Origin of the sequence: Thioclava atlantica (assembly GCF_000737065.1) — a bacterium.
In the GTDB taxonomy this organism is placed as follows: Bacteria; Pseudomonadota; Alphaproteobacteria; order Rhodobacterales; family Rhodobacteraceae; genus Thioclava; species Thioclava atlantica.
Genome location: NZ_AQRC01000003.1, coordinates 54,189 through 68,766 on the forward strand (window position 1 = coordinate 54,189; position 14,578 = coordinate 68,766).

Below are 14,578 nucleotides of genomic sequence, written 5' to 3' on the forward strand. Positions count from 1 at the left end.
TCAACGCAGCTCTGAAAATTTTCGTTAGTATTTTTAAAGGGTTCCCGTTCCGCGCAGGCGTCAGCCTGACGTCGTTCTGAATTCCGGAGCGCGGAAGCCGGGACCCGTTCTTCTTGTGGGGGGAAGAACCATGACGGAAATGCCGCGTTATCGCGCATATGCGCGCTTGAGAGACATGCGTCAGCGACGCCGGCGCAACTTGCGTTGCCTCGTCACTGGAGGAGCCGGGTTCTTGGGATCTCATCTTTGCGATCGGCTGATCGAGCAAGGTCACCAGGTGATCTGCCTCGACAACCTCCAGACCGGCAGGCGGCGCAATATCGCACATCTGGAGAGGCATCCGCGCTTCAGTTTCGTCGAACACGACGTGATCGTTCCGTTTTCCCATTCCGGGCCGCTCGATCGCATCTACAACCTCGCCTGCCCGGCCTCGCCGCCGAAATATCAGCGCGATCCGATCAACACCTTCCAGATCTGCATTCTCGGGGCGTTCAACATGCTCGCGCTGGCGGATCGCAAGGGGGCGCGAATCCTTCAGGCCTCGACGTCGGAGGTCTATGGCGACCCGGACATCAGCCCGCAGCCCGAGGAATATCGCGGCGTGGTCAATACGGTCGGGCCGCGCTCCTGCTATGACGAAGGCAAGCGGGCGGCCGAGACGCTGTTTCACGATTATCACCTTACGCATGGCACAGACATCCGGATCGCCCGGATCTTCAACACTTACGGTCCGCGCATGGCACCAGATGACGGGCGGGTGGTCTCGAATTTTGTCACGCAAGCTATATCCGGATTGCCAATCACAATTTATGGTGATGGCATGCAGACCCGTTCGCTCTGCTATGTCGATGACCTTCTTGCGGGGATGATCGCGCTGATGGAAAGCGAAACCGTGGGCCCCCGGCCGGTCAATCTCGGGAATCCCGGCGAATATACCGTGGCCGCCATCGCCCGAATCGTGCGCGAGATTTGCGGCGCGCAGTCGCCCATCATCCACAAGCCGCTGCCCATCGACGATCCGCTGCAGCGCTGCCCCGACATCACGCGGGCCGGCGTGACGCTGGGCTGGGCCCCGAAGGTCGCGCTGCGCGCCGGGCTGCTGCCGACGATCACGTATTTTCGCGATGCCGTGCTCGGTCAGGAAATAGGAGGCGTCGCCTGATGCTGAGACCCGAGATACGCGCCGCCGAGGAGGCCGGCTATCTCGGGCCCGTGTTCACCCGCCAGCAACTTCTTCGCTACCGCGTCATGGTTGTCCTTTGGGGCCTGGGCGCGCTCTATTTCTGGACCTGGTGGCTCAACCCGTTTCACGTGCTGGGCTGGCTCCCCTATCTCGTGATCACCGGCACGCTGATCTGGCTCTTCGCGATGCAGGCCTATTTCATCGCCGTCTTCTTGCATGCGCGGCGCTCGACCTCGCCCGATCCGGAGCCGGGGCGCTGGCGGGTCGCGATGATCACCACGAAGACCCCGTCCGAGCCCTTTGCGGTGGTCCAGAAGACGCTCGAGGCGATGCTCGCGCAGGATTACCCGCATGACACGTGGCTGGCCGACGAGGATCCCTCGCCCGAAACCCTCGCCTGGTGCGCGGCGCATGGGGTGAAGGTGTCGTCGCGAAAGGGCGTGGCGGAGTATCACCAGACCGAATGGCCGCGGCGAACGCGCTGCAAGGAGGGAAATCTCGCCTATTTCTACGACAAATGGGGCTACCGGGATTACGACATCGTCAGTCAGCTCGACGCCGACCATGTGCCCCAACGGGGCTATTTGCTTGAAATGCTCCGCCCCTTCGACGACCCGGCGGTGGGCTATGTCAGCGCGCCCTCGATCTGTGCCGCCAATGCCGATCAGAGCTGGGCCGCGCGCACCCGCCTCTTTTCGGAGGCGGCGTTCCACGGCGTCCTTCAGGCAGGCTACACGGCAGTCTTCGCGCCGATGTGCATCGGGTCGCATTACACGGTGCGGACGAAAGCGCTGAAGGAGGCGGGCGGGCTCGGCCCGGAACTCGCCGAGGATCATTCGACGACGATGCTGATCAACGCCGCCGGGTGGCGTGGCGTCCACGCGATCGACGCGATCGCGATCGGCGACGGGCCGTCCAGCGTGACCGATCTCGTGACCCAGGAATTCCAATGGTCGCGTTCGCTCTTCACGCTTCTGCTGCGCTACACGCCCAATTACCTCTCCAGCCTGCCATTGCGACTGAAATTCCTCTTCGTCCTGTGCCAGACTTGGTATGTGGTCTTCGCCGTCGCGATGTCGGTGATGTATTTCGCACCGATCGTCGCCGTCAGCTTCGACATGCGGTTCGCGGATGTCACATATCCGGGCTTCATCGGCCACGCCTTCCCGGCCGGCTTCATGCTGGTGCTGATCGCCTATCAGCTCCGGCGCGACGGGCTGATGCGCCCGAGCACGGCGAAGGTCATCGCCTGGGAAAAGGCGCTTTTCGTGATGATGCAGTGGCCCTGGGTCTTCTGGGGCTGCGTGATGGCGCTGCGCGACCGGATCACCGGCAATTTCGTCGATTTCCGCATCACGCCGAAAGGATCGGCCGCCTCGGCGCGTCTGCCCGCGCGGGTGATCGGCGTCTATAGCGGGCTCGCGGTCGGGGCGGCGCTGCCGGTGATCTTCTCGGGAAACGTCACCGAGGCGCGCGGCTTCTACCTGCTCGCGCTGCTCAACACGCTTTTCTATTTCGTGCTGCTGAGCGTGATGTTCGGCTCCGTCGCACGGTCCGCATCTTTCGACGTCTCGCTCTGGTCGCGCGACATCGCGCTGCAGATGGGCGCGCTCAGCATGATTTTCATTCTCGGCTTCAGCGCGATCTGGCTGCGCGGGAACGAGAGCCTTCACGCGCTTCTGGTCGGCCTGAAGCCGCTGCACCTGACCCGCGTGGAGTATCTCGTTTCGGGCGCGGGCATCGGGGCGGCGGGAAAGGCCAAGTTCAGGATTTCTCCCGGCTGGACGAATTGATGTCCAGGGGGAGCTTAGAAGGAGGAACGGAAAAATGATTTTGTCGCTCTTACGGAAGGTCGGCCCCGCATTGGGAGCGGCGTCGCTTGGTTTGACCCTGCTCTGCGCGCCCGCGCAGGCAGCCACGGTCGAAGTGCCTCCCGGGACCCTGCCCTTCGGCGTCTACGATCCCGACGGGGATTTCGCCGACAAGCCGGGTGTGGTCATCGAACATCTCTTCCTGCCCTGGGAAGACGTGTACCTGCCCTCGCTCAATGACGCGGATGCATACGCACTCGAGCGCAACCGCGCGCTGCTCGTGACGGTCGAGCCCTGGACCTGGTCGCGCTCGGAACGCAACACCGCGCAATACCTGCGGCGTGGCATCGCCAGCGGGGAATATGATGCGAACATGACCGCGATCTGCGACGTGCTCGCCACGCTCAAGAGCCCGGTCACGCTCCGTTTCGCCCATGAGATGGACGATCAGAGCGGTCAGTTCATCTGGTCCGACTGGAACCCCGAGGATTACATCTCCGCCTATCACCGCATGACCGACCTGTGCAAAAAGTCCGCGCCCAACATCACCTTGATGTGGTCGCCGCTCGGGGACGAGAACATGGCCGAGTACTATCCGGGAGACGATTACGTGGATATCGTCGGCCTCACGGTATTCGGCCTCCAGGCCTGGGATCAGGCCAAATACGGTCATGACCGGACCTTCGACGAGATCTTCAAGCCGCGCTACGAGCGTGCGGCGGCTTTCGGCAAGCCGGTTTCGGTGGCCGAACTCGGCTATGTCGGGGATCAGGGCTATGTGGACATGTGGAAGAACCGGGTCCGCCAGGAGATGCCGGAATATCCCAATCTCGTCGGCGTCGTCTATTTCAACCAGGTCGAAGTCTATCCGTGGCCCGAGGGATTCGGCACGCCCGACTGGAGAATCAAGAACCAGGTTCTGAAATGACCTACCACGGGTAGTGGCGAATTTTCGCCGACCCCACCATATCCATACAAGATATTGACTCCGCGCAGGAAATCCTCCTGCGCGGAGTTTTTCAGGCCCGCCCAGGAATCGCCATCTTTACGCCACGGGAGGAGCCAACTTGACCCCCTAAGCTCGATCCCTCATTCCTGCGTCCAATGAGAACGGAAACGAACCGTCTCGCGGCACGCGGGTCGGTCCAGTGATCGCAAAAGGGCAGAGCACAATGAGTATCAGTTCCATGTTTTCGCGCACCGCGGCCAGCGGTCTGGTGGCGGCCACGCTCCTCCTCCCGGCCTCGTTCGGAACGGCGCAGGCACAACAGGCGCGCCTTCTGGAGTTTTCTCCGGTCAAGGTCACGGTCAAGAGCCATGCCGGCAAGGGCAGCGCCCGCTTCGACTGGCTTGCACGCCGCAACCCCGATCCGCGCCCGGTGGAGCGTACCGCGCAGGCGCGTTCGCTCGGCAATGGCAGCTGGGTCTGCTCGCCCTCCGGCTTCGGCTCGAAGTCGCGCTGCTACCAGCGCTGAACCTGCCCGCGCCGTGAAGGCGCGGGGCGACCCCAGGCCCTCAATGGAAATCGCGGCTCGGAAATAGCCGTTTCGCCTGCTCGCGCGGATGACGCGCTGTGGTCTGCGGGCGGGATCTGGGCGCATCGTCGGCCTGCGGCGCGGTGAGGCCCAACACGTCGTCCAGAGGGTGCCCGAGATCGGCCAGCCGGGGCGAAAGGTCCTCGATGACTTCGGCGATCAGGTGGACCACGATCCCCTCCCGCTCGAGCCGCCCCGAGACCCGCAGGAGCCGCCCTCCCATCACCGCCCGGCGGAAGCGTTCATAGAGCTTGGGCCAGACCACGACATTGCTCACCCCGGTCTCGTCCTCGAGGGTGAGAAAGATCACGCCCGAGGCGGTTCCGGGGCGCTGCCGGGTGATGACGAGGCCGCAGACGGTAACGCGGCTTTGCCTGATCGCGGCCAGGTCGGCATGGGGTGTGAGCCCCTCGATCGAGGGGCGCAGAAGCTCCATCGGATGGGCCCGGAGCGACAGCCTGAGCGCCACGTAATCCTCCACGACCTCCTCTCCCAGATGCATCGCGGGCAGCTCGACGGAGGGTTCGCGCCCCCCTTCCCCGTCCAGCGGATCGGCGAAGAGCGGCAGCGGCGCGGGCGCCCGGATCGCCTTCACCGCCCAGAGCGCATCGCGGCGCGTCAGCCCGATCCCGGCGAAACCGTCCGCCTCGGCGATCCGCTCGAGCACATGCGGCGGCGTGCCCGCGCGCAGCCAGAGGCTCTCCGGATCGGGATAGCCATTGCCGCGCGCGGCGGCGATCCAGCCGGCATCCTCCTCGCGAAATCCCTTGATCTGCCGAAAGCCCAGACGCAGCGCCAGCGCCCCGTCGGCGCGGCGCTCCAGCGTGTTGTCCCAGTCCGAATGGTTGATGCAGACGGGCCGCACCTCGACCCCGTGTTCGCGGACGTCCCGCACGATCTGGGCAGGCGCGTAGAAGCCCATCGGCTGTGAATTCAGCAGCGCGCAGGCGAAGATCGCGGGGTGGTGGCATTTGAGCCAGGACGAGACATAGGTGAGATGCGCGAAGGCCGCGGCATGGCTCTCGGGAAAGCCGTATTCCCCGAAGCCCTCGATCTGGGAAAAGCAGCGATCGGCGAAATCGGGCGCGTAGCCGCGCGCCAGCATCCCTTCCACGAACCGGTCGCGAAACGTGCCGATCGTGCCCATCTTGCGGAAGGTCGCAAGCGAACGGCGCAATCGGTCGGCCTCTTCGGGCGTGAAGCCCGCAGCCACCACCGCGATCTGCATCGCCTGCTCCTGAAACAGCGGCACGCCGAGGGTCTTGCCCAGCACGCCCTCCAGTTCGGCCGAGGGGAAATCGACCTTCTCGCGCCCCTGCCTTCGGTTGATGTAAGGGTGCACCATGCCGCCCTGGATCGGACCGGGTCGCACGATGGCGACCTCGATCACGAGGTCGTAGAAAGTGCGCGGGCGCATCCGTGGCAGGAAGTTCATCTGCGCGCGGCTCTCGACCTGGAACACCCCCACCGCATCGGCGCGGCACAGCATGTCATAGGTCGGCGCGTCCTCCTGCGGGACGGCGGCGAGGCTGAGCTCTGTCTTCTCGTGGGCTGCCAGAAGGTCGAACGACTTGCGGATGCAGGTCAACATCCCGAGGCTCAGCACATCGACCTTGAGGATGCCCAGCGTGTCGATATCGTCCTTGTCCCATTCGATGCAGGTCCGCCCCTCCATCGCCGCGTTCTCGATCGGGCAGAGCGCGTCGAGCCGGCCCTTGGTGATGACGAAGCCGCCGACATGCTGGCTCAGATGGCGCGGAAATCCGATGATCTCGCGGATCAGCTTGAGCGTCTGCGAGAGCCGCCGGTCGCTCGGGTCGAGGCCCACTTCGTGCAACCGCGCGTGGTCTGGCCCCTTGCCCGAAATCCCCCAGATCTGGCCCGCGAGGCTGGCGGCCACATCCGCGCTCAGCCCCATCACCTTGCCGACCTCGCGGATCGCGGCGCGGGTGCGGAAATGGATCACGGTCGCGCAAAGCCCGGCGCGCTCGCGGCCGTAGCGCTCGTAGATCCACTGGATCACCTCCTCGCGGCGTTCATGCTCGAAATCGACGTCGATATCGGGGGGCTCGCCGCGGTGTTTCGACACGAACCGTTCGAAGACCATGCCGATCTGGTCGGGGCTGACATCGGTGATGCCGAGCGCCCAGCAGATGATCGAATTGGCCGCAGAGCCCCGCCCCTGGCACAGGATGCCCCGGCTGCGCGCGTGCTGGACGATATCGTGGACGGTGAGGAAATAGGCGGCGAAACCGAGCTCGGAGACGAGGCGCAGTTCCTTGTCCAGAAGGGCCCCGTGGCGTTCGGGGATGCCCGCCGGGCAGCGCCGCGCCAGCCCCTCGCGGGCGAGCCGGTCGAGCCGGTCCTGCGCGGGCTCGTCTTGCGCGACCTCGTCGGGATATTCGTAGCTCAGTTCGGACAGGTCGAAGCCGCAGCGCGCGGCGATCTCGAGGGTGCGGCGCAGCGCGGCCGGGTGGCGGCGATAGAGCCGCGCCATGTCCTGCGGCCCCTTCAGCCGCCGCTCGGCATTGGGCAGCGCACGGGTACCGAGGCTGTCGATGGTACAGCCCTCGCGCATGCAGGTGAGCACATCGGCCAATTGGCGGCGGCTGGCGCGATGCATCAGCACGTCCCCCAAGGCCACCATCGGCGCCGAGGTCCTCAAGGCCAGCGCCGCGCAGGCATCGAACCAAGGCTGATCCGATCCGTCATAGCGCGGCGGCGCGCCGAGGAAGACCTGCCCCGGATAGCGCCGCCGCATCTCCTGCAACGGGCGCGCGGCACGGGCCAGATCGGCGGGCGGCAGCGCGATCAGGATCATCCCCTCGCAGCTTTCCAACAAATCCGCGCGGGTGAGATGGCACTCCCCCTTCCCCGCCCGGCGCTTGCCGCGGGTCAGCAATTGGCTGAGCCGGTGATAGGCCGCGCGGTCCATCGGCAGCGCCACCCATTCGACCGGGCAATCGCTCAGCACCAGCCGCGCGCCGGTGATCAGTTTCGGCAAGCGCGCGGTGGCGGGACGCGCCAGGTCCTGCGGCGATCCGATCGGCTGGCGCGAGCTCTCATCGCGCAGGGTCTCGGAGCGGATGCGCAGCGCCTCATCCGCCTCGCGCCTCAGCTCCTTGAGCGCGGAGAAGGCGCGCACCACGCCCGCGAGCGAGTTGCGATCGGTGATCGCGATGGCTTCGAGCCCCAGCTCGGCGGCGCGCACGATCAGTTCCTCGGGATGCGAGGCTCCGTTGAGGAAGGTGAAGTTGGAACGGGTGCAGAGTTCGGCATAGGCGGCGGAAAGGACGGGCGTGGAGGGGGCGCTGCCCCCGCGCCCCTCGGGCGCCCCCCGGGATATTTCCGTCAAGAGGAAGGGGCGGGTCATGCGAAGATCCCCTCGACGAACCAGCCCGGATCCTGCGGAGTGTGGAACATCCAGAGCCGCCAGCCCTGCCCGGTCTCCACCCGCCAGTAATCGCGCACCCCGCGCCGCCAGTTCGGATCGTCGAACCACCATTCGGGCGCGAGGCGCTCGGGCCCCTCGGCGCGTTCGGTGGTCAGGCTCAGGCGGCGCCAGCGGAAGCGGCGGGGCGGATCGGGACTGTCCGCACTGAGCGGTTCGGGCGCAAAGAGGCGCAGCGGGCGGGGCTGCGGCGGGTGCCAGTTTCCCTCGGGTTCGGAGAAGGCGGCCGGCGCGATCAGGAAGCTGCGTTCGGGGATATGGCTTTCGGCGGGCAGGCAGCGCTGGACATTCTCGAGCCCGATCCGCAACCCGATCCGGGTGATCAGATCGCCCAGCCGGTCGCGGGTTTCGGTGGCCACCGCGCCGATCTGGCGGATGGGGAGCGGCTCGACCTGCGTGGCCTCGAGCCGCATCTGGTCGATCCCGAAACCCGCATCGACATCCTCGAGCCCGCGCGCGAAGAGCGGCGCGATGCGCTGCGGGTCGCGCAGGGGGGCGGCGAGGCGCAGCTCGACCTGCTGGCTGGCCTGATCGACCCGGCGCAGGGTGAGCGCGAGCACCCGGGCCCCCGCCTCGCGCGCCTTGAGCTTGGCGCAGAGACGCGCGAGCAGGCGCCGCACGCCCTCCATGACGTCCTCCCGGGCCCCGATCGGCTCGGGCAGCGTGAGCCGCACTCCGTAATGGGGGGGATCGGCGCGCGGGGAGATCTGTTCGGGTGCGGCGCCCAGCGCCTGGTCGAGCCGCGCCATCAGCCCCTTGCCGAAGCGCCGTGCCAGAGGGGCACGCGGCGTCCGGGTCAGGTCCCCGATGTCGCGCAACCCGAGCCGTTGCAGGCCCGTCACCGTCTCGGGCGGCAGGCGCAGCGCGGCCACGGGCAGAGGCGCGAGCGCGCGCATCCCCGCGCCCGGCGCAGCCCGCCCGGGGGCGAAATGCGCCAGCGCCCAGGCCGCCCCTCGGGTATCGGCGAGCCCCAGCCGGGCGGTGATCCGGGCGCGGGCGAGCCGGCCCTGCATTTCGCCCAGCATCGCCTCCTCGCCGCCCCAGAGGTGATCCGAGCCGGTGATGTCGAGCACCAGGCCATCCGCGCCTTCCAGCCCCACCCAGGGGCAATAGCGGGTGGCCCAGCGGCGCAGGCTCTCCTGGAACCGGGCCTCGCGGGGCGGATCGGCGGGTGCGGTCCGGAGCGCGGGGCAGAAGGCGCGCGCCTCCGACAGTGCCATGCCACAGGCGAGCCCCTGCCCTTCGGCCGCCGCGTTGAGACAGGAGATGCGGTCGGTATTGCCCTCGCGCCAGATCAGCGCGAAGGGCGCCTCGAGCGGGCATGCGCGCAGAACCCGGTCGCTCGCCAACCGGGGAAACCAGATCGACATGATGCGCCGCGATCTCCCGTCGAACATCTCCAGACCCGTGTCTTCCGACTCAAATGTTCTTATTTTGTTCTTTTTAGGTCTGTCCGCATCCGGAGTCGAGTCATGCGCGGGCCCGGATGGGATCAGCCCTGCGCGGCCGCCTCTTCGACGAAGGAGATCAGGCGCGGCAGGCAGCGGCTCTTGAGATCATGATGCTCGCAGATGAAAGCCCGGGCGGAGGCCCGCATCGGCGCGAAACTCCCGGGCTCTGCCAGCCCCTCGGTCAAGGCGCGCGACCAGCCGGGGATGTCGAAGAAATCGACGAGCCGCCCGGTCTGGCCATCGGCGATCACCTCGCGCACCGGGGCGGTATCGGAGGCGACGATCGCGCAGCCCGCCGCCATCGCCTCCATCAGCGACCAGCTGAGCACGAAGGGATAGGTCAGATAGGCGTGGACCCGGCTCACATGGAGCAGGTTGACGTAATCGCCATAGGGGATCCGTCCGAGGAAATGGACGCGGCCGAGATCGAGCCGGTCCGCCACCTCGTCGAGGAATTTCCGTTTCCAGCTTTGCGCGTCCTTGGGCGGACCGCCATAGCTCTGGCCCTCCTCGCCGACGATGAGCACATGGGCGTCGGGGCGTGCGGCCAGAACGTCGGGCAGCGCGCGCAGGAAGGTATGATAGCCGCGATAGGGTTCGAGCGAGCGGTTGACGAAGGTCAGCACCTCGTCGCCCGGCCGGAAGGCGAGCGTGGTGCCGGGCACGGTGAAGCGGGCGCCCGGGTTCGGCGCGAGCCGTGCGCAGTCAATCCCGTCATGGCAGATGGTGAGCTTGTCGCGCAGCTCGGGCGGGAAGGTCGCGGCCTGGAACTCGGTCGGGGCGAGCCCCGCATCGGCCTGCACCATCGCCTGGATCAGATGGGCCGAACGCGCGGCGGTCGAGATCCGGCTCTCCAGGCCGGAACGGGCGAATTCCGGGTCGAAATCGGTGTCGAGCCCGGTCGTGCGATACATCAGCTCGGCATAGACGAGCAGCTTCGCCTCGGGCCAGACCTCGCGCAGAAACAGCGTCTCGCCCCAGCCGGAATGGCCGAAGATCACGTCGGGCACATACCCGTGACGCTCGCGCAATTGTCGCGCGGCGAAGGCGGCCTTCACGCCCCGCTCGGCGTTTTCGGCGTAAAGCCGGGTGAGGCGCGAGGAGAGCTTCACCTGCTCGGGTTTGCGATAGCGCACGACGTTCACCGGCGAGGGCCGTTCATTGGTCTCGGCGGTGAGCGCGAGCACGTCATGACCGCGCGCTGCCAGAGCCGGCGCCAGATGCACGAACTGGCCCGGGAAATTCTGGTGCACGAAGAGGATCTTCATGCGCTTTCGGGCTCGAGCGCGGTCTTGCCCAGAGCGGCGGCCATGAGCTGGCGCGTATACTCGGTCTGCGGGTTGGCGAAGACATCCTCGGCATTGCCCGCCTCGACCACGTCGCCGCGCTTCATCACCATGATCTTGTGGCTGAGCGCGCGCACCACCCGCAGGTCATGACTGATGAAGAGATAGGCGAGCCCGTGACGGCGCTGCAGGTTGCGCAGCAGGTCCACGATCTGCACCTGCACCGTCATGTCGAGCGCCGAGGTGGGTTCGTCGAGCACCACGACCTTGGGCCGCAGGATCATCGCGCGGGCGATCGCGATGCGCTGACGCTGGCCGCCCGAGAACTCGTGCGGGTAGCGCTCCATCATCGCCGGATCGAGGCCCGTCTCCTCCATGATCTCGGCCACCATCTCGCGGCGGTTGCGCCCCGGATCGACGCCGTGAACGGTCAACCCCTCGCCGATGATCTGCTCGACCGTCATGCGCGGCGAGAGCGAGCCGAACGGGTCCTGGAAGACGATCTGCATGTCGCGGCGCAGCGCGCGCAGGCGCCCCGCATGCCATTTCGAGATATCCTCGTTCTCGTAGACGATCAGGCCTTCGGAGGCGATGAGCCGCATGATCGCGAGCGCGAGCGTGGTCTTGCCCGACCCGGATTCCCCCACGATGCCGAGCGTCTCGCCCGCGCGCACCGAAAGCGAGGCGTCATTGACCGCCTTCACATGGCCGATCGTCTTGCGCAGCAGCCCGCGCTGGATCGGAAACCAGATCTTGAGATGTTCGGTGCGCACCAGTTCGGGCGCGGATGCGGGCACCGGATCGGCCATGCCGGTCGGCTCCGCCGCGAGCAGTTTGCGCGTGTAGGGATGCTGGGGATTGGCGAAGATCTCCTCGGTCGGGCCCTGCTCGACGATCTCGCCGTTCTGCATCACGCAGACCCGATCCGCGATGCGGCGCACCACGCCGAGGTCATGCGAGATGAACAGCAGGCTCATCCCCATGTCGCGCTTGAGATCGGCGAGCAGTTCGAGGATCTGCGCCTGGATCGTCACGTCGAGCGCGGTCGTCGGCTCGTCCGCGATCAGCAGGTCGGGCCCGTTGGCGAGCGCCATCGCGATCATCACCCGCTGGCGCTGCCCGCCCGAGAGCTGGTGCGGGTAATCCGCCAGACGGCTTTCGGGGTTCTGGATGCCGACCTTCGCGAGCAGCTCGATGACGCGCGCGCGCGCCGCCTCGCCGCGCAGGCCCTGATGCAGCGCGAGGCTCTCGGTGATCTGCTTTTCCAGCGTGTGGAGCGGGTTGAGCGAGGTCATCGGCTCCTGGAAGATGAAGCTGATATCGTTGCCCCGGACCGCCATCAGCTCGCGCTCGGAGGCGCCGATCATCTCGCGCCCCTCGTAGCGGATCGAGCCCTGGAGCGTCGCGTTGCCGCCGACCAGCGCCACGGTCGAGAGCGCGGTCACCGACTTCCCCGAGCCGGATTCGCCCACCAGAGCCACCGTCTCGCCGGCCCCCACGGTGAAGCTCACCCCCTTCACGGCGGGAATCTCACGCCCCTCCTGCCGGAAGGAGACCTTCAGGTTTTCGACCTCGAGAACCGTTTTCATCGGAACACCTTTCGGGGATCGAACGCGTCACGGATGCCCTCGAAGATGAAGACGAGAAGCGAAAGCATGATGGCGAAGGTGAAGAAGGCCGAGAAGGCGAGCCATGGCGCCTGCAGGTGCTGTTTGCCCTGCAGCGCCAGTTCTCCCAGCGACGGCGCGGAGGATGGCAATCCGTAACCCAGATAATCGAGCGAGGCGAGCGCCCCGATCGCACCGGTGATGACGAAGGGCAGCATGGTCAGCGTCGCCACCATCGCATTGGGCAGGATGTGGCGGAACATGATCACGCGGTCGGAGACGCCCAGGGCACGCGCCGCCCGGACATATTCGAAATTGCGCGCGCGCAGGAACTCGGCGCGCACCACGCCCACCAGCGCCGGCCAGCCGAACAGGATCGAGACCATCACCAGCAGCCAGAAGCTGCGCCCGAGGATCGCGAAGAGAATGATGATGACGTAGAGCGAGGGCGTGGAGGACCAGATTTCCAGAATCCGCTGGAAGAACAGATCCACCTTGCCGCCGAAATAGCCCTGCACCGCGCCCGCCGCGATCCCGATGAGCGAACCGATGCCGGTCACGATCAGTGCGAACAGGACAGAGGTGCGGAAGCCGTAGATCACCCGGGCGAGCACGTCGCGCGCGGTGTCGTCGGTGCCGAGCCAGTGCTGCGCATCGGGGGACGAAGGGGCGGTGCCCACATCGTTGATCGTGTTGTAGCTGTAGGGGATCGGCGGCCAGATCATCCAGCCCTTGTCGATGGCCTCGCCGTCGATCTCTCCCGTCTTCAGCGCGTCCTTCGCCAGCGCCTGCGGATCGTCGGCATCGAAACAGGTCTCGTTGCCGCCGGTCTCGATGAGGCATTGCACGACCGGGTCGCGATAGATCGCCTCGGTGCGGAAATCGCCGCCGAAGGCGGTTTCGGGATAGAACTTGTAGATCGGGAAATAGAGCTGCCCGCGATAGCTCACCACGATCGGCTTGTCGTTGGCGAGGAACTCCGCGAACAGGGCCGCGAGGAAGAGGATGCCGAAGATCACCAGCGACCACAGGGCCCGCCGATTGGCCTTGAAGTTGCGCCAGCGGCGCTGATTGAGAGGGCTCAGCCGCATCATCCGTCCCTCTTCTCGAAATCGATCCGCGGGTCGACGAAGACATACATCATGTCGGAGATGATATTCACCACGAGCGAGATCAGGCCGAACATGTAGAGCGTGCCGAAGATCACCGGGTAGTCACGCTCGACCGCCGCCTGGAAACCCAGCAGCCCCAGCCCGTCGAGCGAGAAGATCGTCTCGACGATGATCGAGGCCCCGAAGAAGATGCCGAGGAACTGCGCCGGGAAGCCCGCGATCACGATCAGCATCGCGTTGCGGAACACGTGCCCGTAAAGCACCTTCTTCTCGGACAGGCCCTTGGCGCGGGCGGTCATCACATATTGCTTGTTGATCTCGTCGAGGAAGGAGTTCTTCGTCAGCAACGTCATCGTGGCGAAGCTCGCGATCGTCGTCGCGGTCACCGGCAGCGCGATGTGCCAGAGGTAATCGAACGCCTTTCCCACCATCGAGAGCTGGTCGAAATTGTCCGATGTCAGGCCCCGGAGCGGGAAGATCTTCCAGTAGCTGCCGCCCGCGAGGAGCACCATCAGCATCACCGCGAAGAGGAAGCCCGGGATCGCGTAGCCCACGATGATCGCGCCGGAGGTCCAGGTGTCGAAGGGCGTGCCGTCGCGCACCGCCTTGCGGATGCCCATCGGGATCGAGATGATATAGGCGAGCAGCGTCGACCACAGTCCGAGCGTGATCGAGACCGGCATCTTGTCGATCACCAGGTTCACCACGGATTCGTTGCGAAAGAAGCTCTTGCCGAAATCGAAGGTCAGATAGCCCTTCATCATGATCGCAAAGCGCTGCCAGGCGGGGATCTTCTCCTTGTGACAGGCGGGATTCTTGAGATCGGGCGTGCCGGTGAACCCCGCGTCGCAGGTGATGCGCGCGAAGCCCATCTGCACTTCGAGCTGATTGAGCAGCTCGGGCGAGATGCCGCGCGCGCCCTGATAGCCGCTATCCTCGACCGCGCCCTGGTTCTGGCTGCCGGCATCGCCGCCGCCCGAGATGTTGCGCATCGAATCCGCCTCGCCCTGGACGCGGGCGATGACCTGCTCGATCGGCCCGCCGGGGACGAACTGGGTCAGCGTGAAGTTGATGATCATGATCCCCAGAAGCGTGGGGATCACCATCAGCAATCGCCTCAGGATATAGGCGCCCATTCTTGG

The 14,578-nt window shown here is 66.1% G+C and carries 10 protein-coding genes; 4 read left to right on the forward strand and 6 right to left on the reverse strand.

All coding sequences use genetic code 11. The features are described 5' to 3' along the window. Window positions 1-175: 175 nt before the first annotated feature. The 4 genes from DW2_RS04525 (at window position 176) to DW2_RS04540 (ending at window position 4,469) form a co-directional block, all read left to right on the forward strand. Window positions 176-1,162, forward strand: a complete 987-nt coding sequence (locus DW2_RS04525; protein ID WP_038144471.1) for a UDP-glucuronic acid decarboxylase family protein — start codon at window positions 176-178, stop codon at window positions 1,160-1,162. Continuing rightward, complete coding sequence (locus DW2_RS04530; protein WP_051855414.1) at window positions 1,162-2,976, forward strand: glycosyltransferase; 1,815 nt, start codon at window positions 1,162-1,164, stop codon at window positions 2,974-2,976. Before DW2_RS04525 ends, DW2_RS04530 begins: the two co-directional genes overlap by 1 nt. Window positions 2,977-3,010: 34 nt before the next feature. Next, window positions 3,011-3,922, forward strand: coding sequence for a glycoside hydrolase family 26 protein (locus DW2_RS04535; RefSeq protein ID WP_051855417.1), 912 nt, complete (start codon window positions 3,011-3,013; stop codon window positions 3,920-3,922). Between the two features lie 244 nt (window positions 3,923-4,166). Next, entirely contained in the window at window positions 4,167-4,469 is a 303-nt protein-coding gene (locus DW2_RS04540; RefSeq protein ID WP_156102884.1) for a hypothetical protein, read from the forward strand. Window positions 4,470-4,509: 40 nt separating this feature from the next. Here DW2_RS04540 and DW2_RS04545 read toward each other — a convergent pair whose 3' ends face one another. The 6 genes from DW2_RS04545 to DW2_RS04570 form a co-directional block, all read right to left on the reverse strand. Next, on the reverse strand, window positions 4,510-7,902 hold the full coding sequence (locus DW2_RS04545; RefSeq protein WP_081874854.1) for an error-prone DNA polymerase: 3,393 nt from the start codon (window positions 7,900-7,902) through the stop codon (window positions 4,510-4,512). Beyond that, the gene (locus DW2_RS04550) at window positions 7,899-9,377 is read right to left on the reverse strand and encodes a Y-family DNA polymerase (RefSeq protein WP_038144146.1); all 1,479 of its coding nucleotides are present in this window, start codon (window positions 9,375-9,377) and stop codon (window positions 7,899-7,901) included. The genes DW2_RS04545 and DW2_RS04550 overlap by 4 nt, the downstream gene beginning before the upstream one ends. Window positions 9,378-9,472: 95 nt before the next feature. Further along, window positions 9,473-10,699 (reverse strand): glycosyltransferase, encoded by a 1,227-nt coding sequence (locus tag DW2_RS04555; RefSeq protein WP_038144149.1) that lies wholly within the window; start codon window positions 10,697-10,699, stop codon window positions 9,473-9,475. After that, window positions 10,696-12,306: an ABC transporter ATP-binding protein gene (locus tag DW2_RS04560; RefSeq protein ID WP_038144150.1), complete on the reverse strand. Its 1,611-nt coding sequence runs from the start codon at window positions 12,304-12,306 to the stop codon at window positions 10,696-10,698. The genes DW2_RS04555 and DW2_RS04560 overlap by 4 nt, the downstream gene beginning before the upstream one ends. After that, window positions 12,303-13,415 carry an ABC transporter permease gene (locus DW2_RS04565; RefSeq protein WP_038144475.1) on the reverse strand — a complete coding sequence of 371 codons (1,113 nt, stop codon included), beginning with the start codon at window positions 13,413-13,415 and terminating at the stop codon, window positions 12,303-12,305. Before DW2_RS04565 ends, DW2_RS04560 begins: the two co-directional genes overlap by 4 nt. Then, on the reverse strand, window positions 13,415-14,572 hold the full coding sequence (locus DW2_RS04570) for a microcin C ABC transporter permease YejB (protein ID WP_038144151.1): 1,158 nt from the start codon (window positions 14,570-14,572) through the stop codon (window positions 13,415-13,417). Before DW2_RS04570 ends, DW2_RS04565 begins: the two co-directional genes overlap by 1 nt. Window positions 14,573-14,578 lie beyond the last annotated feature (6 nt).

Coding starts and splice junctions, on each gene's coding strand:
- DW2_RS04570 (WP_038144151.1), bottom strand. CDS start 14,572: ATGGGCGCCTATATCCTGAGGCGATTGCTGATGGTGATCCCCACGCTT.
- DW2_RS04525 (WP_038144471.1), top strand. CDS start 176: ATGCGTCAGCGACGCCGGCGCAACTTGCGTTGCCTCGTCACTGGAGGA.
- DW2_RS04550 (WP_038144146.1), bottom strand. CDS start 9,377: ATGTTCGACGGGAGATCGCGGCGCATCATGTCGATCTGGTTTCCCCGG.
- DW2_RS04555 (WP_038144149.1), bottom strand. CDS start 10,699: ATGAAGATCCTCTTCGTGCACCAGAATTTCCCGGGCCAGTTCGTGCAT.
- DW2_RS04530 (WP_051855414.1), top strand. CDS start 1,162: ATGCTGAGACCCGAGATACGCGCCGCCGAGGAGGCCGGCTATCTCGGG.
- DW2_RS04565 (WP_038144475.1), bottom strand. CDS start 13,415: ATGCGGCTGAGCCCTCTCAATCAGCGCCGCTGGCGCAACTTCAAGGCC.
- DW2_RS04540 (WP_156102884.1), top strand. CDS start 4,167: ATGAGTATCAGTTCCATGTTTTCGCGCACCGCGGCCAGCGGTCTGGTG.
- DW2_RS04560 (WP_038144150.1), bottom strand. CDS start 12,306: ATGAAAACGGTTCTCGAGGTCGAAAACCTGAAGGTCTCCTTCCGGCAG.
- DW2_RS04535 (WP_051855417.1), top strand. CDS start 3,011: ATGATTTTGTCGCTCTTACGGAAGGTCGGCCCCGCATTGGGAGCGGCG.
- DW2_RS04545 (WP_081874854.1), bottom strand. CDS start 7,902: ATGACCCGCCCCTTCCTCTTGACGGAAATATCCCGGGGGGCGCCCGAG.